The sequence below is a fragment of the Pseudomonas chaetocerotis genome (assembly GCF_015712105.2).
In the GTDB taxonomy this organism is placed as follows: domain Bacteria; phylum Pseudomonadota; class Gammaproteobacteria; order Pseudomonadales; family Pseudomonadaceae; genus Aquipseudomonas; species Aquipseudomonas chaetocerotis.
Genome location: NZ_JACFYX020000004.1, coordinates 87,058 through 106,924, shown reverse-complemented (window position 1 = coordinate 106,924; position 19,867 = coordinate 87,058). Strand labels below are relative to the sequence as shown.

The following is a 19,867-nucleotide window of genomic DNA, read 5'->3' as shown; positions in this document are numbered from 1 at the left end:
TACAGTCATGAACTGGGAGTTGCCCAGCCCCTTCGTCATCGATATCGAAGTGAGCGCAGAGGACATCGACGGCCTCGGTCATGCCAATAATGCGGTGTACGTCAGTTGGCTGGAGCGCTGCGCCTGGCGGCATTCGCAGTTCCTCGGGCTGGACCTGGTCGAGTATCGCCGTCTGGATCGAGCCATGGCCGTGGTGCGTCACGAGATCGACTATTTGGCCAGTGCTTACGAAGGGCAGCATCTGCAGATGGCGACCTGGATCGTCGAGTCCGACCAGCGCCTGAAGATGGATCGGCGCTTCCAGCTGGTTCGCCCGGAAGATGGCGCGACCTTGCTGCGCGCCAAGACCACCTTTGTCTGCATCGAGCTGTCCAGCGGTCGCCCCAAGCGCATGCCGGCGGAGTTCGTCGAAGGTTATGGCAAGGCGCTGATGCAGCCCTATCCGCTGGAGCTGTAAGGCTGCTCAGTCGATCGCTGGTGCGAGAAAAACCTGCCCCGGCTCGACCATGACGTCGAACTGGCGGGTTTCACCGGGGCGCAGGATGACCGATTGCGCCACATCCGGCCCACGGCCAGCGCAATAGCCATCTGGCGACATGGCCACGGCTACGCTCAGTTCGCCGCTGGGCAGATCCAGGCTGGTGTGCTTGCCGGGGCCGAGTTTCGCCACTACCTGCTGGTTGACGTAGAGCTCCACGTCGCAGGCATTCGGCGCGTTGTTGTCGCGACTGAAAATGATCCGGGCCGGTGCATCGGCCGCCGGGTCTGCAGGCATTGGCGCGATGTCGCTGGGCGCCGCCTCGTTGGCTTGTGCCCCCAAACAGCACATACCCACTACGATCAGTGCGAGATAACGCATGGCGAGCCTCCCCGTTTGGCGAGGCGTCAGTGTGGCCCATGTTGCGCGCCGCGCGCGACCCCTTAACAGGCCATTGAAAAACTACCTCGGCTTTGGCCTCCTGCGTCGCTCTACCTCCTGCATCCATGCAGTCGTGTGTTGCCATTGCTGCGTTAAAAAACAGGCTAGGCGCCCCCGTCAAAATGCTGATTTACAACACGTAAAGTCGGGCGCCCCCCGGTCCTTTTCGGCTGTTTTTGCGGGGCCGCCACCGGTATTGCACTGGCTGCCTCGGCTCGGGCTTCCTGCTTCGCCCTACCTCCTGCATCCATGCAGTCGTCGGCTCGGGCTTCCTGCTTCGCCCTACCTCCTGCATCCATGCAGTCGTCGCCTACGTTTTTCAACGGCCTGTTAGACTGTGCGCCCCATTTTTCCGGACAACCTCATGCAAATCGCCCTGGCGCCCATGGAGGGACTGGTCGACGAGATTCTGCGCGACGTATTGACTCGTGTCGGTGGTATCGACTGGTGCGTCACCGAGTTCATTCGCGTCAGCGAACGGCTGTTGCCGGCTGCGACTTATCACAAGCTGGCGCCTGAGCTGTTCGACGGCTCGCGCACCCTGGCTGGCACACCAATGCGTGTGCAGTTTCTGGGTTCGGATCCGCAGTGCCTGGCGGACAACGCTGCCTTCGCCTGTACCCTCGGTGCGCCAGTGATCGATCTCAACTTCGGCTGTCCGGCCAAGACGGTGAACAAGTCGCGCGGCGGCGCGGTGCTGCTCAAGGAGCCGGAGTTGCTGCACGCCATCGTCCGTGAAGTGCGGCGCACGGTACCGGCCGAGATTCCGGTGACAGCGAAGATGCGCCTGGGGTTCGAGGGCAAGGAGGGTGCGCTGGATTGCGCGCGAGCGCTTGCCGAGGGTGGGGCGAGCCAGATCGTCGTGCATGCGCGGACCAAGGTCGAGGGTTACAAGCCGCCGGCGCACTGGGAGTGGGTGGCACGGGTACAGGAGGTGGTCGGCGTACCGGTATTCGCCAATGGCGAGGTGTGGACGCTGGACGACTGGCGTCGCTGCCGCGAGATCAGCGGCGTGGATGACATCATGCTGGGCCGTGGCCTGGTGTCACGGCCGGGCCTGGCGCGGCAGATCGCAGCGGTCCGGGCCGGTGAAGAACCGCAGGAAATGAGCTGGGCCGAGCTGCAGCCGCTGCTGCTCGACTTCTGGCAGCAGGCACGGCGCAAGCTGGCACCACGCTATGCGCCGGGGCGACTGAAGCAGTGGCTGGCGATGCTTACCCGTACCTACCCGGAAGCTGTCGCGCTGTTCGCCGAGGTGCGCCGCGAACAGGATTGCGAGCGCATCGACCAGCTGCTTGCGCCATTTCCATAGGGTGCGCTGTGCGCACCGCCTGCCAGGCATGAATGTGTGCCTCTTGCCCTGTTGGTCGTGAGCAATTTTCCAGGTCTTGAAAAATGTCCGAGTGACCTCAGATAAGTGACTGCGGGATGCCGAAGTCGGGTTCCGCGATATGACACTTGCTGAAATTTCAGGAGATTACTCATGAGCAACTTACTGTCTCTGGCCCCACTGTTTCGCCAGTCTGTCGGTTTCGACCGTTTCAACGATCTTTTTGAATCTGCCCTGCGCAGCAATGACGCCGGCAGTTCCTACCCGCCCTACAACGTCGAGAAGCATGGCGAGGACCACTACCGCATCGTGGTCGCGGCTGCCGGCTTCGAGGAAGACGACCTGGAGTTGCAGGTCGAGCGTGGTGTGCTGACCGTGGTCGGCAACAAGCGTGACCGCAGCGCCGAGAGCATCAGCTACCTGCATCAGGGCATCGCCCAGCGTGCATTCAAGCTGTCGTTCCGCCTGGCTGACCATATCGAGGTCAAGGGTGCCAATCTGGTCAATGGCCTGCTCCATGTCGAGCTGGAGCGCATCGTGCCGGAAGAGGCCAAGGCCAAGCGCATTCCTATCGGCAGCCAGCGTCCGGCGCTGGAAAGCTGAGTCGATAGCTGATGATGAAGAAGGCGCCCCTTGGGGCGCCTTTTTCACTTCAGGCAAAAGCCTGGTTACGGCTGTTTCGTCGGTAGGATGCGCTGTGCGCACCGAGAGTGCTGTCCGGTTACGGTCGCTGCCTTTTCAGTAGTTCACGAAAGGCTTCCTGCGGCAATGGTTTGCTGAATAGATAGCCCTGATAGAGATAGCAGTCTTGCGCCTGCAGGAAGTCCAGTTGATCTTGCTGCTCGACGCCCTCAGCGATCAGCGCCAGGCCCAGGCTGCGCGCCATGGCGACGATTGCTCGGATGATCTCGGCATCGTTGGGGTCGTTGGTGGCGTCACGCACGAAGGACTGGTCGATCTTCAGCATGTCCACCGGCAGGCGCTTGAGATAGGTCAGCGAACTGTAGCCCGTGCCGAAATCGTCCATGGCGAAGCTGACGCCGTGCTTTTTCAGGCGCAGCATCTTGCCGACGGTGTCATCGATGTTCTGAATGACGATGCCTTCGGTGATCTCCAGCTTGAGCATGGCGTTGGGCAGTTGGCTGTCACGCAGGCTGGTCGCGACCCGTTCGACGAAATCGTGCTGGCGGAACTGGCGAGGGCTGATATTGACGCACAGGCTGAAGCGTTCGCTGTCGATCAAGCCGCCCACGAGTAGCTGGGAGCAGAAATGGCAGGCCTCGGCCAGCACCCAGCCACCGACTTCGACGATCAGTCCGCTTTCTTCCAGCACCTGGATGAACTGCGCGGGCGACTGTGGTCCCAGCTGCGGATGCAGCCAACGCAGTAGCGCCTCGGCGCCGACCACCTGGCCATCACGAGCGTCTACCTGGGGCTGGAAGTGCAGTTCGAACTCGCCACGTGCCAGGGCCAGGCGCAGATCGTTCTCCAGACGCAGACGTGCGCTGGCCGCTTCCTGCATGGTGGTGCGGAACAGCTGGATGGCGTTACGTCCGGAGTCCTTGGCGCGGTAGAGGGCAATATCGGCGCGCTTGAGCAGATCCGCCGGAGTATTGCCGTGATCGGGAATCAGGGCGACGCCGATGCTCGGGGTCACCTGCAGGCGGTGGCCGTCCAGCAGCATCGGTTCGGCGAGCAACTGGCGCAGCTTGTCGGCGATCTGGCGGACATGGCGGGTGACCTCCGAGCGCTTGCCCTCCAGGCCGGAGAGCAGCACCACGAATTCGTCGCCGCCCAGGCGGGCCACGGTGTCTTCGAGGCGCACGCTGGCTTCCAGGCGTGCGGTGACCAGACGCAGCACGGAGTCGCCGACGGGGTGGCCGAGTGAATCGTTGATGTGCTTGAAGTGGTCGAGGTCGAGAAACAGCAGGGCGCCGCGCAGATCATGGCGCTTGAGCAGGGCGATCTGCTGGGTCAGGCGGTCCATCAGCAGGGCGCGGTTGGGCAGGTTGGTCAACGCATCGTGGTAGGCCAGGTGCTGTACTTGCGCCTGCGCCTGCTTCAGTTCGCTGATGTCGCGTGCAGTGAGCAGCAGGCAGGGCACGCCATTGAGCTCGATGGGCTGCACGGAAACGTCGACCAGACGCACCTCACCGTCACGATGCTGGCCGTGCATTTCCAAGTGCAGCACCTTGCCCTGCTGAGCCAGGAGCTCGATCATCCGCACGCGCTCTTCGGGGTAGGCCCAGATGCTCAGCTCATGCACCGTGCGGCCGATCACCTCCCAGCCCTGGTAGCCGGTAATGCGGGTGAAGCCTTCGTTGACCTCGATGTAGCGCCCGCTGTCCCGTTCGGTGATGGTGATGGCGTCCGGACTGGAGTGGAAGGCCTTGGCGAACTTCTCTTCCGAGGCTTGCAGGCGCTGTTCGCGCAGCAGTCGCTCGCTGATATCGACCAGCGTGCCGACCATGCGCAGTGGTTGACCGGCCTCGTCGAGCTGCAGTTTGGCAGTGCTTTCGAGAAAGCGCAGGCCGCCATTTTTCAGTTGCACACGGTAGGTGACCTGATAGTGGCTGCGGTGCTCTTCGACCAGGCTCTGGTAGCTCTGACGCAGACTGCGTCGATCTTCCATCGGTACCTGACGGAAGAAGTCGAGGAAGGCACCTTCGAACGGTAGCGACTCCAGACCTTGCAGCTGGGAGGCCCGGGCGCTGGCAAACAGCCGACTGCTGGGAATGTGCCAGTCCCAGGTGCCCAGGTCGGCCGACTCCAGGGCAAGGCGCAGGCGCTGCTTGCTTTCGTTGAGTGCCTGCTCCTGCGCGCGCTGCTCGGTGATGTTGCGCACGGTGAGGACCAGGCAGGAAGTGCCGTTCAGCTCTATTTCGCCACCGAACAGCAAGTTACTGGTGACGCTGCCGTCGCGGCTGAACAGTCGTACCTCGAGGTTGTTCAGGCGCCCGGTCTGCACGGCGTCGAGCATACGCTGGCGGTCGCTGGGGTCAGCCCAGATGCCCAGCTCCAGTGAGGTGCGGCCCACGGCTTCGGCGCTGCTCCAGCCAAATTGCTGCTCGAAACTCGGGTTGACCTCGATGAAGCGGCCGGTCGCCCGGTCAGTGATGGCCACCGCATCGGGCGTATGCATGAAGGCCTTGGCGAACTTTTCCTCACTGGCGCGCAGGGCGTTTTCTGCGCGCTTGCGTTCGCTGGTATCGAGGAAGGTGCAGAGCATCAGGCGCTCGCCCTGCAGCTCGATGTACTGGCTCGACAGTACGCCATCGAGAATATCGCCATCACGGGTGCGCAGTTGTACTTCCTGAATCACCGGCTCGCGGCTCAGTGGCGCTTGCTGGCGCAACTGATCGCGCTGGCTGGCGTGAACCCAGAGATTCAGCTCATGGGTGGGGCGGCCAAGAATGTCGCTGGCGTTCCAGCCGAAGGCGTGGGTGAAGTGTTGGTTGACCTCGACGATCTCACTGGTGTCGTAGCGCACCAGCATCATGATGTCCGGGCTCAGGCGAAACAGGCTGGCGAAGCGTTCCTCGGAGGCGCGCAGGGCCTCGGCACGCTCCTGCTGGGCGCTGATGTCGCGGATCACGCCGAACATACGCGGCCGACCATCGGCCTCGCGTTGCAGACTGCCGGTGATCTCCAGCCAGTGCAGGCTCCCGTCCGGCCAGCGGATGCGGTGGCGCAGGGCGTTGGCAATCTGTTCGCCCTTGAGGATGGCGTCGAATTTAGCCAGAACGTCGGCGCGTTCCTCTTCGGGGATCAGCTCGATGTAGTGCAGTTCTCGCGTGACCGGGCGATTGGGATCGAGGCCGAACAGTGCCTGGGCGCCGCGCGACCAGTTCACCTGGCCACTACGAATGTCCCAATACCAGGTGCCGAGGTGCGCGCCGTTCAGCGCAGCTAGCAAACGCGGCGCGTCTTGCCAGGTTTGCTCGAATTCGGCGGGATCCATCGCCGGTATATGTGGCAGGGGCGGGGTCTGGTCAGTCGATCTGGCCATGGCCGTACCTTCCTCCGGAGTGCGCGATGTGCGGGGCGGGCTTTAGAGGCATGTAGATAGGTTTTTGTCGTTATGTCGCCACGTTAGTCTCAGTTCGGATGCCTATGCAAGATCATCCCGCTGGCTGTCGAGCAAATCCATGAATGCCCGTGCGGCATTCGACAGGGTGCGCTCGGTATGCAGGATGTAGCCCAACTGGCGGGTCAGCTGGATGCCCGGTATCGGCAGGCGCGCGACCTGATCATCGAGCATGGTTCGGGGCAGCACGCTCCAGGCCAGGCCGATGGAGACCATCATCTTGATGGTTTCCAGGTAGTTGGTGCTCATGGCGATATTGGGTGTCAGGCTCTGGGCCTCGAACAGGCGCTGGACGATATGATGGGTGAAGGTGTTGCCGCCGGGAAATACGGCTGGGTGCTGCGCCACGTCGGCCAGGCTGATCATTTGGCTGCGGGCCAGTGGGTGTTCCGGTGCGGCGACGAAATCCAGAGGGTCGTCCCACACGGCGACGGCGCGGATCGGCTCACGTGTTTCCGGGGCTAGGGTGATCACCGCCAGTTCGGCGCGGCCATGCAGGACTTCTTCGTACGCGACCTCCGAGTCGAGGAACTGGATATCCAGCGCCACCTGCGGATGGGCGCGGGTAAAGGCGCGCAGCAGGGCGGGCAGACGATGCAGACCGATGTGGTGGCTGGTCGCCAGGGTCAGGCGGCCGCTGACTTCACCGGAGAGGTTGGTCAGCGCGCGACGGGTATCGTCCAGCACGTTGAGAATCTGGTAGGCGCGCGGCAACAGGGCGCGGCCGGCTTGGGTCAGGCCAATCTCGCGTCCGAGGCGGTCGAACAGACGCACGCCCAGTTGCTGTTCCAGGCCGGCGATGCGCTTGCTCACGGCAGGCTGGGTCAGGTGCAGGCGCTCGCCGGCTTCGGAAAAGCTGCCGGTTTCGGCAATGGCGATGAAGGCATTGAGGTTGGCCAGATCCATGGAGCGCTCCGGGTCAGTAATGATGCGCTGAGCATACATTCCTCTTCGGAATCCTTTGAATAAAAAATATGAATTTGAGTTATTTCGTGCCTGGCAATAGCATTCTCCCCATAAGCCGAAGGGCCATTTTCGCCCAGGCATAGAAAGGTGCACTTCTGACGCCGGGCGGTGATAACGCAGGCAGTTTGCGGATGTGCTCAAAAGGCGCTGATGAGGTAAGGCTGATGACTGGCAAGACGCTCTACGACAAGCTCTGGGACATGCACGAAGTGAAACGTCGCGACGACGGTTCTTCGTTGATCTACATCGATCGTCACATCCTTCACGAAGTGACCTCGCCGCAGGCCTTTGAGGGCCTGCGCCTGGCCGGACGCAAGCCGTGGCGCATCGATGCCAATATCGCCACGCCGGATCACAACGTGCCGACAACCAAGGCCGAGCGTCAGGGTGGCCTCGAGGCCATCGCCGATGAGGTTTCGCGCATTCAGGTGCGGACTCTGGACGAGAACTGCGATGACTTCGGCATCCTCGAGTTCAAGATGAATGACGTACGCCAGGGCATCGTCCATGTGGTTGGTCCGGAGCAGGGCGCTACCTTGCCGGGCATGACCGTGGTCTGCGGCGACTCGCACACGTCCACCCATGGCGCCTTCGGTGCGCTGGCCCACGGCATCGGCACCTCCGAGGTCGAGCATGTGCTCGCCACCCAGTGCCTGGTGGCCAAGAAGATGAAGAACATGCAGGTGCGCGTCGAAGGCAAGCTGCCGTTCGGCGTCACCGCCAAGGACATCGTGCTCGCCGTGATCGGCAAGATCGGCACGGCCGGCGGTAATGGCCACGCGCTGGAGTTCGCCGGCAGCGCCATCCGCGACCTGTCTCTGGAAGGGCGCATGACCATCTGCAACATGTCCATCGAGGCTGGTGCCCGTGTGGGCCTGGTGGCGGTGGACGAGAAAACCATCGCCTACGTCAAGGGCCGTCCATTCGCGCCCAAGGGCAGCGACTGGGACAAGGCCGTGGCGCAATGGCAGAGCCTGGTGTCTGACGCCGATGCGGTGTTCGACACTGTGGTCGAATTGAAAGCTGAAGACATCAAGCCGCAAGTCAGCTGGGGTACCTCGCCGGAGATGGTTTTGGCCGTCGACCAGAACGTGCCGGACCCGGCCGCCGAAGCCGACCCGGTGAAGAAGGACTCGATCACCCGCGCACTGAAGTACATGGGCCTGAGCGCCAACCAGCCGATCACCGATATCCAGCTTGATCGCGTATTCATCGGCTCCTGCACCAACTCGCGCATCGAAGACCTGCGCGCTGCTGCCGAGGTGGCCAAGGGACGCAAGGTCGCCAGTACCGTCAAGCAAGCCATGGTGGTGCCGGGTTCCGGCCTGGTGAAGCAGCAGGCCGAGGCCGAGGGGCTGGACAAGATCTTCATCGAGGCCGGTTTCGAATGGCGTGAGCCAGGCTGCTCCATGTGCCTGGCGATGAACCCGGACAAGCTGGGCAGCGGCGAGCATTGCGCCTCCACCTCCAACCGCAACTTCGAAGGCCGCCAGGGCGCCGGTGGTCGTACCCACCTGGTGAGCCCTGCCATGGCTGCCGCTGCTGCAGTAACCGGTCGTTTCATCGACGTTCGCGAATTGATCCAGGCCTGAGGAGCTAGATGATGAAAGCCTTTACCCAACACACCGGCCTGGTCTGTCCGCTCGACCGTGCCAACGTCGACACCGATCAGATCATTCCCAAGCAGTTCCTGAAATCGATCAAGCGCACCGGCTTTGGTCCGAACCTGTTCGACGAATGGCGTTACCTGGATGTCGGCCAGCCGAACCAGGACAACTCCAAGCGCCCGATCAACAAGGATTTCGTGCTCAACTTCCCGCGCTACCAGGGCGCCAGCGTGCTGCTGGCCCGCGAGAACTTCGGCTGCGGCTCTTCGCGCGAGCACGCGCCGTGGGCACTGGACGAGTACGGTTTCCGCACGGTGATCGCGCCGAGCTTCGCCGACATCTTCTTCAATAACAGCTTCAAGAACGGCCTGCTGCCGATCGTCCTCAAGGACGAAGAAGTCGATGCGCTGTTCGAGCAGGCCGAGGCCACCGAGGGTTACCAGTTGACCGTCGATCTCGAGGCGCAAACCGTGACTCGCCCTGATGGCGTGCAGTACAGCTTCGAGGTCGATGCCTTCCGTAAGCATTGTCTGCTCAACGGCCTGGACGACATTGGTCTGACCCTGCAGGATCAGGACGCGATCAAGGCGTTCGAGGTCGGTTACCAGCAGAGCAGCCCCTGGCTGTTCGGCGCAATCAAGTAGGGTGTGCGGGGCCGCCTAGGCTGTGCGCACTGACTGATTCACTGTTTAAATGGTGCGCACGGCGCACCCTACTGCGTATTGAGGATGCAATGAGCAAGCAGATTCTGGTTCTCCCCGGCGACGGTATCGGCCCGGAAATCATGGCCGAGGCGGTCAAGGTGCTGAACCTGGCCAACGACAAGTACGCTCTGGGCTTCGAGCTGAGCTTCGATGATCTGGGCGGCGCCGCTATCGACCGTTATGGCGTGCCGCTGGCTGACGAGACCCTGGCGCGCGCCAGGGCTGCCGATGCTGTGCTGCTCGGTGCCGTTGGCGGGCCGAAGTGGGATGCCATCGATCCGGCCATTCGCCCGGAGCGCGGCCTGCTGAAAATCCGCTCGCAATTGGGTCTGTTCGGCAACCTGCGTCCGGCCATCCTCTACCCGCAACTGGCCGAGGCCTCCAGCCTCAAGCCGGAAGTGGTTGCTGGCCTGGATATCCTCATCGTCCGTGAGCTGACCGGTGGCATCTACTTCGGCCAGCCGCGCGAGAGCAAGGTGCTGGAAAACGGCGAGCGCATGGCGTACGACACCCTGCCGTACAGCGAGAGCGAAATCCGCCGCATCGCCAAGGTCGGTTTCGACATGGCGCGCGTGCGTGGCAAGAAGCTGTGCTCGGTGGACAAGGCCAACGTCCTGGCCTCCAGCCAACTGTGGCGCGCCGTGGTCGAGGAAGTGGCCAAGGACTACCCAGACGTCGAATTGAGCCATATGTACGTCGACAACGCTGCCATGCAGCTGGTGCGCGCACCCAAGCAATTCGACGTGATGGTCACCGACAACATGTTTGGTGACATTTTGTCTGACGAAGCTTCAATGCTGACCGGCTCCATCGGCATGCTGCCGTCGGCATCCTTGGACGCCAATAACAAGGGCATGTACGAGCCTTGCCATGGCTCCGCGCCGGACATCGCCGGCAAGGGCATCGCCAACCCGCTGGCCACTATTCTCTCGGTCTCCATGATGCTGCGTTACAGCTTCGGCCAGGTCGCTGCCGCCGATGCCATCGAGAAGGCGGTGAGCCTGGTACTGGATCAGGGCCTGCGCACGGGCGACATCTGGTCCGAAGGCAAGACCAAGGTCGGTACTGCTGCGATGGGTGATGCAGTGGCCTCCGCGCTGCGTAGTCTGTAATCTTCCCAGCCCCGCCGGTGTGGTTCCGGCGGGCTGTTTATATAGGTGTAGTCGTTATGAAACGTGTAGGTCTGATCGGTTGGCGTGGCATGGTCGGTTCCGTGCTCATGCAGCGCATGCTGGAAGAACGGGACTTCGACCTGATCGAGCCGGTGTTCTTCACCACTTCCAATGTCGGTGGCCAAGGCCCTGCCATCGGCAAGGACATCGCGACGCTGAAAGATGCCTACAGCATTGATGACCTCAAGGGCCTGGACGTGATCCTGACCTGCCAGGGCGGCGACTACACCAATGAAGTATTCCCCAAGCTGCGTGAAGCCGGCTGGCAGGGCTACTGGATCGATGCGGCCTCCAGCCTGCGCATGGATGACGACTCGGTGATCGTGCTCGATCCGGTCAACCGCAAGGTGATCGACCAGGCACTGGACGCCGGCACCAGGAACTACATAGGCGGCAACTGCACCGTCAGCCTGATGCTGATGGCTCTCGGTGGCCTGTACGAGGCTGGTCTGGTGGAGTGGATGAGTGCCATGACCTATCAGGCTGCTTCCGGGGCTGGCGCGCAGAATATGCGTGAGCTGATCAAGCAGATGGGCGCGATCAACGGTGCCGTTGCCGATGAATTGGCCGACCCGGCCAGCGCCATCCTCGACATCGACCGCAAGGTGGCCGAGGCCATGCGTGGCGAAGGCTTTCCGGTCGACAACTTCGGTGTGCCGCTGGCTGGCAGCCTGATCCCCTACATCGACAAGGAACTGCCGAACGGGCAGAGCCGTGAAGAGTGGAAGGCTCAGGCCGAAACCAACAAGATTCTCGGTCGTTTCAAGAACCCGATCCCGGTCGATGGCATTTGCGTGCGCATCGGTGCCATGCGCTGCCACAGCCAGGCGCTGACCATCAAACTGAACAAGGACGTGCCGATGGCCGACATCGAAGGCCTGATCAGCCAGCACAATCCGTGGGTCAAGCTGGTGCCGAACCATCGCGAAGATTCCATCCGCGACCTCGGCCCGACTGCCGTGACCGGCACCCTCAGTGTTCCTGTCGGTCGTCTGCGCAAGCTCAACATGGGTTCGCAGTACCTGGGCGCGTTCACTGTCGGTGACCAACTGCTGTGGGGCGCTGCCGAGCCGCTGCGCCGCATGCTGCGGATTCTGCTGGAGCGTTAACCGCCAGGCTGATATCCAGCGTCAAGCAAAGCCCTTCTGTCCTGGCAGAGGGGCTTTGTTTTTTCTGGGGGCGCAAGCTGATTGCCTGGGCGATGGGGCGCAGTTACAGTGCCGCTCCCTCTGTGTCGCAGGTCCGCTCATGAGTCAGTCCATCAATATCGCCGTGATTGGCGCCACCAGCAACGTCGGCGAAGCGCTGGTCGAGTTGCTCGAAGAGCGTGAGTTCCCTGTGAAGGATCTGCATCTGCTGGCCAGCAACGAGTCGGCTGGGCAGAGTCTTTCTTTCCGTGGTCGGCAGGTGCGGGTCAGGTCGCTCGATGCCTTCGATTTCACTCAGGTGCAACTGGCTTTCTTTGCCGCAGGTTCTGAAGTGACACGCACCCATCAGGAGCGCGTGGTCGCAGCCGGTTGTTCCGTTATCGATCTGAGCGCTGCTTTTTCGCTGGATCAGGCGCCATGCGTATTGCCCGAGCTCGGCGCCACGGGCTTGCCGGCATTGACCGCGCCTTGGTGCGTCAGTGCGCCGACGCCTTCGGCGGTTGCCTGTGCGTTGGTACTGGCGGCACTGAAGCCTGTACTAAAGCCGCAGCAGTTGCAGGTGACGGCCATGCTGTCGATTTCCACGCTGGGGCGCAGTGGTGTTCAGGAGCTGGCACGGCAGACTGCCGAGCTGCTCAACGCGCGCCCACTGGAGCCCAAGACGGTGGATCGCCAGATCGCGTTCAATCTGCTGGCGCAGGTCGGCGAGGTGGATGATCAAGGGCATGCTCAGCTGGAGAAGCGCCTGGCCGCCGAGATTCGACAATTGTTGAGTCTGCCTGAGCTTCCGGTCGCAGCGACCTGCGCCTTGGTGCCAGTATTCTTTGGCGATAGTCTCGCGCTGGGTGTGTATGCTGATTCGGATATCGATATCAGTGCCGTGCAGCAGTTGCTCGAGGTCGCGCAAGGGATCGAGTTGGTAGAGGCCGGCGACTACCCGACTGCAGTGGGTGATGCGGTGGGGCAGGATCAGGTGTACGTGGGGCGTATCCGTCGCGGCGTGAGCGATCCAAGGCAACTCAATTTGTGGATTGCGTCTGATAATGTAAGAAAAGGCGCTGCCCTGAATGCTGTGCAGATAGCTGAGTTATTGATAAAACACTATCTGTAAAAGATACTTACCTAGAAATTTGAAGAATCTTTCTAGCTTGGCAATACTGGCTGAGTTGATTGCTGAATGGGGAGCCGCTCGTGGAGCGGAGGCAGGCAGCAGTTCTCAAGACCCTCTCGCATGCCGAGAAAAAGATAAAACAAGGGATAACGCTATGGTTCGGGTTCGCAAACTGGTGCTGGCAATCGCAGCCGCTTCCGCGCTGTCTTCCGGTATGGCGCATGCGCTGGGGTTGGGTGAAGTTACCCTGCAATCGTCGCTGAATCAGCCGTTGGTAGCGGAGATCGAATTGCTGGAAGTGCGCGATCTTGCTTCCAATGAGGTGATTCCCAGTCTCGCGTCTCCTGAGGAGTTCGTCAAAGCGGGCGTCGATCGTCAGTACTTTCTGACCGACCTCAAGTTCACTCCGGTGTTGAAGCCCAACGGCAAGAGCGTTATTCGCATCACGTCGAGCAAGACCGTGCGCGAGCCCTACCTCAATTTCCTGGTTGAAGTGCTCTGGCCGAACGGTCGCCTGCTGCGTGAATACACCCTGCTGCTCGATCCGCCACTTTATTCCCCGCAAACGGCCGTCGCCGCTGCTCCGCAGCTGCCGGTCGCCGCACCTGCACCGCGTCCGGCCTCCGCTCCAGCGCCTGCGCCACGCAGCGTTGCTCCTGCACCTGCACCGCGTCCTGCTGCGCCAGCGCCTGCAGCGCGCGCCATTTCCGGTAGCGAATACAAAACCACTGCTAACGATACGCTCTGGGAAATCGCCCAGCGTGTTGGCGGTGGTTCGGTCAATCAGACCATGCTGGCTATCCAGGACCTGAATCCGGATGCCTTCATTGGCGGCAATATCAATCGCATGAAGAGCGGTCAGGTGTTGCGTCTGCCAGACGAGCAGCAGATTCGCAGCCGCAGCAATGCCGAGGCGATCGCTCAGGTCTCCGAGCAGAATGCAGCCTGGCGTGAAGGTCGTGCCGTTGCCTCGCGTCAACTGGATGCCACTCGCCGTACCACTGCTGGCGCGGCACCGGCGACTACGGAGGCGGGCGACAGTCTTAAGTTGGTTGCTGCTGAGGCTGGTCAGGCCACTCGCGGTAGCGATACCGGTTCGGCTGGAAGCAAGGCACTGGCTGACAAGCTGGCAGTGACTCAGGAAAGTCTGGATTCGACCCGTCGCGAGAACGCCGAGCTGCAGAGCCGTGTAGGTGATCTGCAAAGCCAGCTGGACAAGTTGCAGCGTCTGGTGGAGCTGAAGGACAGTCAGTTAGCCAAGATGCAGGCCGACCTGTCGGCAGCGCCCGAAGCGCCTGCTCCTGCTGCAACGCAAGAGCCGCCTGCGGAAACTCCGGCAGCGGCGCCTGAAGCCGCGCCGCCCGCTGCGCAAGCGACAACGCCGCCGACTACGCCGCCTGAGGAGGCGGCGCCTGACTACAACTATTCCGAGGAACCGGCTGCGCCTGTCGAGGACAGCGCCGCCGCAACCCAACAGCCGGCCAGTGAGCCGGCTGCTGCCGTTGAGCCAGCCGCCCCGGTCAAGCCGGCCGAAGCAGCCAAACCTGCTACACCTGCTCCTGCGCCTGCACCGGCCCCACAGAGCTTCATCGATGACCTGCTGGCTAACCCGATGACACTGGGTTTGGCCGGTGGTGGTGCGCTTCTGCTCCTGCTGGTTGGCTTGATGGCGCTGTCGCGCCGCAACGCCCAGAAAGAGTCCGAGCTGCAAGATGACCTGGCTGACGACTTGTCTCAGGAGCAGGTGTTCGCCTCCGATCTGGACATGCCCGAAGACAGCTTCGCAGGCCTTGACGACGAGCCTGTCCAGGCCGTTCAGGGCGCTGGCGAAGACCGCGTTACGGCGCAGACTGGCGACGCGCTGGGCGAGGCCGATATCTATATTGCTTACGGGCGCTTCAATCAGGCGGCCGAACTGCTGCAGAACGCCATCAATGACGAGCCACATCGTGCCGATCTGCGTCTGAAGCTGATGGAAGTCTATGCCGAGCTGGGCGATCGCGAAGGCTTTGCCCGTCAGGATAACGAACTGCGCGAGATCGGCGGTGTGAATGCCGAAGCCGAGCAGCTGAAGTCCAAGTATCCGGCGATCGCTGCCTTCGCGGGGGCGGGTGCCGTAGCGGCCGCTGCCTCCGCCGATGACGACATGGGCGAGTTCAGTCTGGACGACCTCAGCCTGGATGAGCCGGCTGCTGAGGCGTCTGCTTCCACTGGTGGTGATCTGGATGACGCCTTCGATCTGAGTCTCGACGATCTGGAGGCTGATCTGGAGAGTGATGTTCAGTCAGCCAGGACTGAGCAAGCGCCGTTGTCGCTGGGCGATGATCTGGACTTCGGTCTGGTCGATGAGCCCGCCGCGCCGGCAGCTTCTGCCGATGACGATCTGAGCTTCGATCTGGCCCTGGATGATGACAAGGTTGAATTGTCCCGGCCGAGCGACGATCTGTCCGCCTTCAGCCTGGACCTGGATGAACCTGCTCCAGCAGCCAGCGACGAAGTTGATGATTTCCTGCTGAGCCTCGATGACGATGCGCCGCTGAACCCGTCGGCTGACGATCTTTCCGATTTGAGCATCGATCTGGCTGAAGAAACGCCGTCTGCCAATCTCGATCTGCCGGCTGACTTCGATCTCTCGCTCGAAGATGAAACTCCGGCTCAGCAGGCTGTCGCGCCTGATAGCTTCGCCGCGCAGCTGGACGAGGTGACCGCTGAGCTGGATCAGCTGTCGACTGATTTCGAAGAGCCGCAAGCAGCTCCGCTGGCACCGGCCAATAGCCTGTCCAGTGATCTGGATGGCGATGATGACTTCGACTTCCTGTCCGGTACCGATGAAACCGCGACCAAGCTGGATCTGGCCCGGGCCTATATCGACATGGGCGACACTGAAGGTGCCCGCGACATTCTTGATGAAGTGGTTGCCGAGGGCAGTGATGCTCAGCAGCAGGAAGCTCGCGAGATGATTGCCAAGATGGTTTGATTGAAAGATGTCTGATGCAGTACCTGTAGCGGCCGCCGAAATGGCGGCCGCTGGCTTTTTCAGAATCGCTCTGGGTCTCGAATACAAGGGCGCACGTTATCGTGGGTTCCAACGCCAGGGCGCGAATGTTCCGTCGATCCAGGGTCATCTGGAAACTGCCTTATCCAAAGTCGCTGGTGGTGCCCCGGTCAGCATTCTGTGCGCCGGACGTACCGATGCCTCTGTGCATTCCAGTGGTCAGGTGGTGCATTTCGATACCACTGTCGAGCGTTCGCTGCACGCCTGGATCATGGGTGCCAACATGAATTTGCCCGGTGACATCAGCGTGACCTGGGCGAAGGTGATGCCGGCGCACTTTCATGCACGCTTCTCGGCCATGGCGCGACGTTACCGCTACGTGATCTACAACGATCCGATTCGTCCGGCGCACATGGCTGAGGAAGTCACCTGGAATCATCGACCGCTGAATGTGGCGCGCATGCGTGAAGCGGCCCTGGCGCTGGTAGGCACTCATGATTTCAGCGCCTTCCGGGCAACCCGCTGCCAGGCCAAGTCACCGATCAAGACCGTGCACCACCTGCAACTGATCGAGCATGGCCGCTTCATCGTGCTGGATATCCGCGCCAATGCTTTTCTGCACCATATGGTGCGTAACATCGCCGGTGTGCTGATGACCATTGGTGCGGGCGAGCGGCCGCCGGAATGGGCGCGCGAGGTGCTCGAGCGCGGCGATCGACATAGCGGGGGAGTGACAGCGCACCCCTACGGTCTATATCTGATACAGGTCGATTACCCGGAGGAGTTCGAATTGCCGCAGCGCTATCTGGGGCCGCATTTTCTCTCTGGTCTTCCGGACGTGCGACAGCCATAACCCTTTGTTACCATCCAAACCCGCATGGCGAGAGGCATGAACGTGACGGTCGTACGCAGCAAGATTTGTGGTATCACCCGCATCGAGGATGCCCTGGCGGTGGTGGAGGCGGGAGCCGACGCTATTGGCCTGGTGTTCTACGGGAAAAGCCCGCGAGCAGTCAGCGTCGAGCAGGCCGCTGCGATCCTGCATGCCTTACCGCCGTTCGTGACCACTGTCGGGCTGTTCGTCGACATGCCGCGCGACGAGCTGCTGCAGTTGCTGCAGCGCCTGCCGCTGGATCTGCTGCAGTTTCACGGTGACGAGTCGCCAGCCGACTGTGAAGGCTATGGCCGCCCCTATATCAAGGCGCTGCGGGTTCGCCCCGGTGAGGACGTGACGGCCGCCATGGCGCCCTACACTGGTGCACGGGGTATTCTGCTGGATACCTTCGTCGAGGGCGTGCCGGGTGGTACGGGCGCTTCGTTCGATTGGTCGCTGGTGCCTGAAGATGCCGCCAAGCCAATCATCCTGGCCGGCGGCCTGGATGCAGGCAATGTCGCGACGGCTATTCGCCAGGTGCGGCCCTATGCCGTGGATGTCAGCGGTGGGGTAGAGGCCAGTAAAGGCATAAAGGATGCAGACAAGATTCGTGCATTCGTGCGGGCGGTGCGTGCTCGATGTGACGGCGATTGAAGCAGGGCCGTCAATTAGCCTGTCACGCCGCCCTGGCTCGTTTCGACGGGCGCTAGGTGCGGCAGAAAAGAATTGCTGGAGATGGGCGTTTCATGATGAGGCGTTCATCCGAACCAACGGTTATGGAGAAATGACAGCATGAGCAACTGGTTGGTAGACAAACTCATTCCCTCGATCATGCGTTCCGAGGTGAAGAAGAGCTCTGTGCCCGAGGGCCTGTGGCACAAATGTCCGTCCTGTGATGCCGTGCTCTACCGTCCTGAGCTGGAAAAGACGCTCGACGTCTGCCCCAAGTGCAATCACCACATGCGTATCGGCGCTCGTGCGCGTATCGACATCTTCCTCGATGCCGAGGGGCGCGAGGAGATCGGTGCTGATCTGGAACCGGTCGATCGCCTGAAATTTCGCGACAGCAAGAAGTACAAGGATCGTCTGGCTGGTGCGCAGAAGCAGACCGGCGAGAAGGACGCCCTGATCTCAATGAGCGGCACCCTCGAAGGTATGCCGATCGCCGTTTGCGCGTTCGAGTTCTCCTTCATGGGTGGCTCCATGGGTGCCATCGTCGGTGAGCGTTTCGTCCAGGCGGCCAATGTCGCACTGGAAAAACGCTGCCCGCTGGTGTGCTTCTCCGCTTCGGGCGGTGCGCGCATGCAGGAAGCGCTGATCTCGCTGATGCAGATGGCCAAGACTTCCGCCGCCCTGGCGCGTCTGCGTGAAGAAGGCCTGCCGTTCATTTCCGTGCTGACTGACCCGGTCTACGGTGGTGTTTCCGCCAGCCTGGCAATGCTTGGAGATGTCATCGTGGCCGAGCCGAAGGCGCTGATCGGTTTCGCCGGCCCGCGTGTTATCGAGCAGACCGTGCGCGAGAAACTGCCGGAAGGCTTCCAGCGTAGCGAGTTCCTCATCGAACATGGTGCCATCGACATGATCATTCCGCGCGATGAACTGCGTCCGCGCCTGGCTCGTCTGCTTGCGCAGATGATGAATCGTCCCTCTCCGGTTTCCCTGCCGGCCACTGCATGACCGAGCGTAGCCTGGGCGAGTGGCTCGCCTATCTCGAGCAGTTGCATCCTTCGGCCATCGACATGGGCCTGGAGCGCTCGCGTGAGGTGGCGCAGCGGCTCGGCCTGGGCAAGCCTGCGCCATTGGTGATTACCGTCACCGGTACCAATGGCAAGGGCTCTACCTGCGCCTTTCTCGCCAGTCTGATCGCCGCCCAGGGGCAGCGCGTCGGTGTCTACAGTTCACCGCACCTGCTGCGTTACAACGAACGTGTGCTTGTGCAGGGGCGAGAAGCCAGCGACGAAGAGTTGTGCCAGGCTTTTGCGGCGGTCGAAGCCGCGCGTGGCGAGATCTCCCTGACCTATTTCGAGATGGGTACGCTGGCGGCCTTCTGGCTGTTCGAGCGTGCTCAGCTGGATGCCGTGGTGCTCGAAGTTGGCCTCGGCGGGCGCTTGGATGCGGTTAATCTGGTCGATGCCGATCTGGCGCTGGTCACCAGCATCGGGCTGGATCACGCTGACTGGCTGGGCGATACCCGTGAATCGGTCGCCTTCGAAAAGGCCGGGATCATGCGCGCCGGCATGCCTGCGTTGTGCGGTGACCTCGACCCTCCGCTGCCATTGCTGCAGCAAGCAGTCACGTTGGATGCGCCGCTGTTCCTGCGCAGTCGTGACTATGACCTAAGCGTGCAAGCGCAGGACTGGTCCTGGTATGGCTCTGACGTAAAAGGCCAGGTACTGCGACTCGAGCAGCTGCCGCTTCTTGATCTGCCAATGGAAAACGCGGCGCTGGCGTTGCAGGCTTATGCGCTTCTGCCGCTGCCGTGGAATCACCAGCAGATCGTCCAGGCCCTGCTCGCCACGCGGGTAACCGGGCGTCTGGATCGTCGCGCGCTGGATTGGCGAGGCAAGTCACTCACACTGTTGCTCGATGTTGGGCATAATCCTCATGCCGCCGATTATCTGGCGCAGCGCCTGGAAAGTCGCCCGCTGGCCGGGCAGCGCTGGGCGGTGTTCGGTTTGTTGGTCGACAAGGATCTGCCCGGCGTGGTGTCGCCACTGCTGAGTCTGGTTTCTGGTTGGGCCGTGGCGCCGCTGGATACGCCGCGTTCACGCTCTGCCGATAACCTGGCCGAGCACCTGCGGGGGCAGGGCGCGGTGGTGGTGCAGTACCCGGATGTGCGTACCGCGCTCGATGCGCAGTGCGAGCAGGCGGCAGAGGGTGACGAGATACTGTTGTTCGGATCGTTTTTCTGCGTGGCCGAGGCCCTGGATTGGCTGGCCCGCCCGGCTTGATAA

The 19,867-nt window shown here is 62.0% G+C and carries 16 protein-coding genes; 13 read left to right on the top strand and 3 right to left on the bottom strand.

The window, feature by feature from the left end:
- Positions 1-7 precede the first annotated feature (7 nt).
- Positions 8-457, top strand: coding sequence for an acyl-CoA thioesterase (locus H3221_RS08835; RefSeq protein ID WP_017677327.1), 450 nt, complete (start codon positions 8-10; stop codon positions 455-457).
- Between the two features lie 6 nt (positions 458-463).
- On the opposite strand, the gene H3221_RS08830 is transcribed toward H3221_RS08835, so the two are convergent.
- Entirely contained in the window at positions 464-859 is a 396-nt protein-coding gene (locus tag H3221_RS08830) for a hypothetical protein (protein ID WP_196474111.1), read from the bottom strand.
- A 424-nt stretch (positions 860-1,283) separates the two neighbouring features.
- Here H3221_RS08830 and H3221_RS08825 point away from each other — a divergent pair, with 424 nt between their 5' ends.
- Both H3221_RS08825 and H3221_RS08820 read left to right on the top strand, forming a co-directional pair.
- A complete protein-coding gene (locus H3221_RS08825; protein WP_196474112.1) occupies positions 1,284-2,231 on the top strand; it encodes a tRNA dihydrouridine synthase in 948 nt (315 codons plus the stop codon).
- Positions 2,232-2,402: 171 nt separating this feature from the next.
- Positions 2,403-2,852, top strand: a complete 450-nt coding sequence (locus tag H3221_RS08820) for an Hsp20 family protein (protein WP_196474113.1) — start codon at positions 2,403-2,405, stop codon at positions 2,850-2,852.
- 118 nt (positions 2,853-2,970) lie between these two features.
- Here the strand turns inward: H3221_RS08820 and H3221_RS08815 are convergent, their stop codons facing one another.
- Together H3221_RS08815 and H3221_RS08810 are read right to left on the bottom strand one after the other, a co-directional pair.
- Positions 2,971-6,258 carry a sensor domain-containing protein gene (locus H3221_RS08815; protein WP_196474114.1) on the bottom strand — a complete coding sequence of 1,096 codons (3,288 nt, stop codon included), beginning with the start codon at positions 6,256-6,258 and terminating at the stop codon, positions 2,971-2,973.
- A gap of 102 nt (positions 6,259-6,360) precedes the next feature.
- Positions 6,361-7,242, bottom strand: a complete 882-nt coding sequence (locus tag H3221_RS08810) for a LysR family transcriptional regulator (protein ID WP_192982416.1) — start codon at positions 7,240-7,242, stop codon at positions 6,361-6,363.
- A 224-nt stretch (positions 7,243-7,466) separates the two neighbouring features.
- On the opposite strand from H3221_RS08810, the gene leuC reads away from it, so the two are divergent.
- The 10 genes from leuC (at position 7,467) to folC (ending at position 19,864) form a co-directional block, all read left to right on the top strand.
- Positions 7,467-8,894: a 3-isopropylmalate dehydratase large subunit gene (leuC, locus tag H3221_RS08805; protein WP_196474115.1), complete on the top strand. Its 1,428-nt coding sequence runs from the start codon at positions 7,467-7,469 to the stop codon at positions 8,892-8,894.
- An 11-nt stretch (positions 8,895-8,905) separates the two neighbouring features.
- Positions 8,906-9,553, top strand: coding sequence for a 3-isopropylmalate dehydratase small subunit (leuD, locus tag H3221_RS08800; protein ID WP_021489940.1), 648 nt, complete (start codon positions 8,906-8,908; stop codon positions 9,551-9,553).
- Between the two features lie 89 nt (positions 9,554-9,642).
- Positions 9,643-10,725, top strand: coding sequence for a 3-isopropylmalate dehydrogenase (gene leuB / locus H3221_RS08795; RefSeq protein WP_196474116.1), 1,083 nt, complete (start codon positions 9,643-9,645; stop codon positions 10,723-10,725).
- Positions 10,726-10,781: 56 nt separating this feature from the next.
- A complete protein-coding gene (asd, locus tag H3221_RS08790) occupies positions 10,782-11,894 on the top strand; it encodes an aspartate-semialdehyde dehydrogenase (RefSeq protein WP_160016664.1) in 1,113 nt (370 codons plus the stop codon).
- A 139-nt stretch (positions 11,895-12,033) separates the two neighbouring features.
- Complete coding sequence (locus tag H3221_RS08785; protein ID WP_196474117.1) at positions 12,034-13,044, top strand: aspartate-semialdehyde dehydrogenase; 1,011 nt, start codon at positions 12,034-12,036, stop codon at positions 13,042-13,044.
- A 154-nt stretch (positions 13,045-13,198) separates the two neighbouring features.
- Positions 13,199-16,021, top strand: a complete 2,823-nt coding sequence (locus H3221_RS08780; RefSeq protein ID WP_196474118.1) for a FimV family protein — start codon at positions 13,199-13,201, stop codon at positions 16,019-16,021.
- Between the two features lie 7 nt (positions 16,022-16,028).
- Complete coding sequence (gene truA, locus H3221_RS08775; protein ID WP_021489937.1) at positions 16,029-16,892, top strand: tRNA pseudouridine(38-40) synthase TruA; 864 nt, start codon at positions 16,029-16,031, stop codon at positions 16,890-16,892.
- Positions 16,893-16,916: 24 nt separating this feature from the next.
- Positions 16,917-17,567: a phosphoribosylanthranilate isomerase gene (locus tag H3221_RS08770; RefSeq protein ID WP_196474119.1), complete on the top strand. Its 651-nt coding sequence runs from the start codon at positions 16,917-16,919 to the stop codon at positions 17,565-17,567.
- A 138-nt stretch (positions 17,568-17,705) separates the two neighbouring features.
- Positions 17,706-18,590: an acetyl-CoA carboxylase, carboxyltransferase subunit beta gene (gene accD, locus H3221_RS08765; protein WP_196474120.1), complete on the top strand. Its 885-nt coding sequence runs from the start codon at positions 17,706-17,708 to the stop codon at positions 18,588-18,590.
- Positions 18,587-19,864 carry a bifunctional tetrahydrofolate synthase/dihydrofolate synthase gene (gene folC / locus H3221_RS08760; protein ID WP_196474121.1) on the top strand — a complete coding sequence of 426 codons (1,278 nt, stop codon included), beginning with the start codon at positions 18,587-18,589 and terminating at the stop codon, positions 19,862-19,864. Before accD ends, folC begins: the two co-directional genes overlap by 4 nt.
- The last annotated feature ends 3 nt before the right edge of the window (positions 19,865-19,867 follow it).

What these genes read in the sequence shown, in the direction of transcription:
- H3221_RS08820 (WP_196474113.1), top strand. Translation starts at nt 2,403, where the DNA reads ATGAGCAACTTACTGTCTCTGGCCCCACTGTTTCGCCAGTCTGTCGGT.
- leuD (WP_021489940.1), top strand. Translation starts at nt 8,906, where the DNA reads ATGAAAGCCTTTACCCAACACACCGGCCTGGTCTGTCCGCTCGACCGT.
- asd (WP_160016664.1), top strand. Translation starts at nt 10,782, where the DNA reads ATGAAACGTGTAGGTCTGATCGGTTGGCGTGGCATGGTCGGTTCCGTG.
- truA (WP_021489937.1), top strand. Translation starts at nt 16,029, where the DNA reads ATGTCTGATGCAGTACCTGTAGCGGCCGCCGAAATGGCGGCCGCTGGC.
- folC (WP_196474121.1), top strand. Translation starts at nt 18,587, where the DNA reads ATGACCGAGCGTAGCCTGGGCGAGTGGCTCGCCTATCTCGAGCAGTTG.
- H3221_RS08835 (WP_017677327.1), top strand. Translation starts at nt 8, where the DNA reads ATGAACTGGGAGTTGCCCAGCCCCTTCGTCATCGATATCGAAGTGAGC.
- H3221_RS08815 (WP_196474114.1), bottom strand. Translation starts at nt 6,258, where the DNA reads ATGGCCAGATCGACTGACCAGACCCCGCCCCTGCCACATATACCGGCG.
- leuB (WP_196474116.1), top strand. Translation starts at nt 9,643, where the DNA reads ATGAGCAAGCAGATTCTGGTTCTCCCCGGCGACGGTATCGGCCCGGAA.
- H3221_RS08770 (WP_196474119.1), top strand. Translation starts at nt 16,917, where the DNA reads ATGGCGAGAGGCATGAACGTGACGGTCGTACGCAGCAAGATTTGTGGT.
- H3221_RS08830 (WP_196474111.1), bottom strand. Translation starts at nt 859, where the DNA reads ATGCGTTATCTCGCACTGATCGTAGTGGGTATGTGCTGTTTGGGGGCA.
- H3221_RS08780 (WP_196474118.1), top strand. Translation starts at nt 13,199, where the DNA reads ATGGTTCGGGTTCGCAAACTGGTGCTGGCAATCGCAGCCGCTTCCGCG.
- H3221_RS08810 (WP_192982416.1), bottom strand. Translation starts at nt 7,242, where the DNA reads ATGGATCTGGCCAACCTCAATGCCTTCATCGCCATTGCCGAAACCGGC.
- accD (WP_196474120.1), top strand. Translation starts at nt 17,706, where the DNA reads ATGAGCAACTGGTTGGTAGACAAACTCATTCCCTCGATCATGCGTTCC.
- H3221_RS08825 (WP_196474112.1), top strand. Translation starts at nt 1,284, where the DNA reads ATGCAAATCGCCCTGGCGCCCATGGAGGGACTGGTCGACGAGATTCTG.
- leuC (WP_196474115.1), top strand. Translation starts at nt 7,467, where the DNA reads ATGACTGGCAAGACGCTCTACGACAAGCTCTGGGACATGCACGAAGTG.
- H3221_RS08785 (WP_196474117.1), top strand. Translation starts at nt 12,034, where the DNA reads ATGAGTCAGTCCATCAATATCGCCGTGATTGGCGCCACCAGCAACGTC.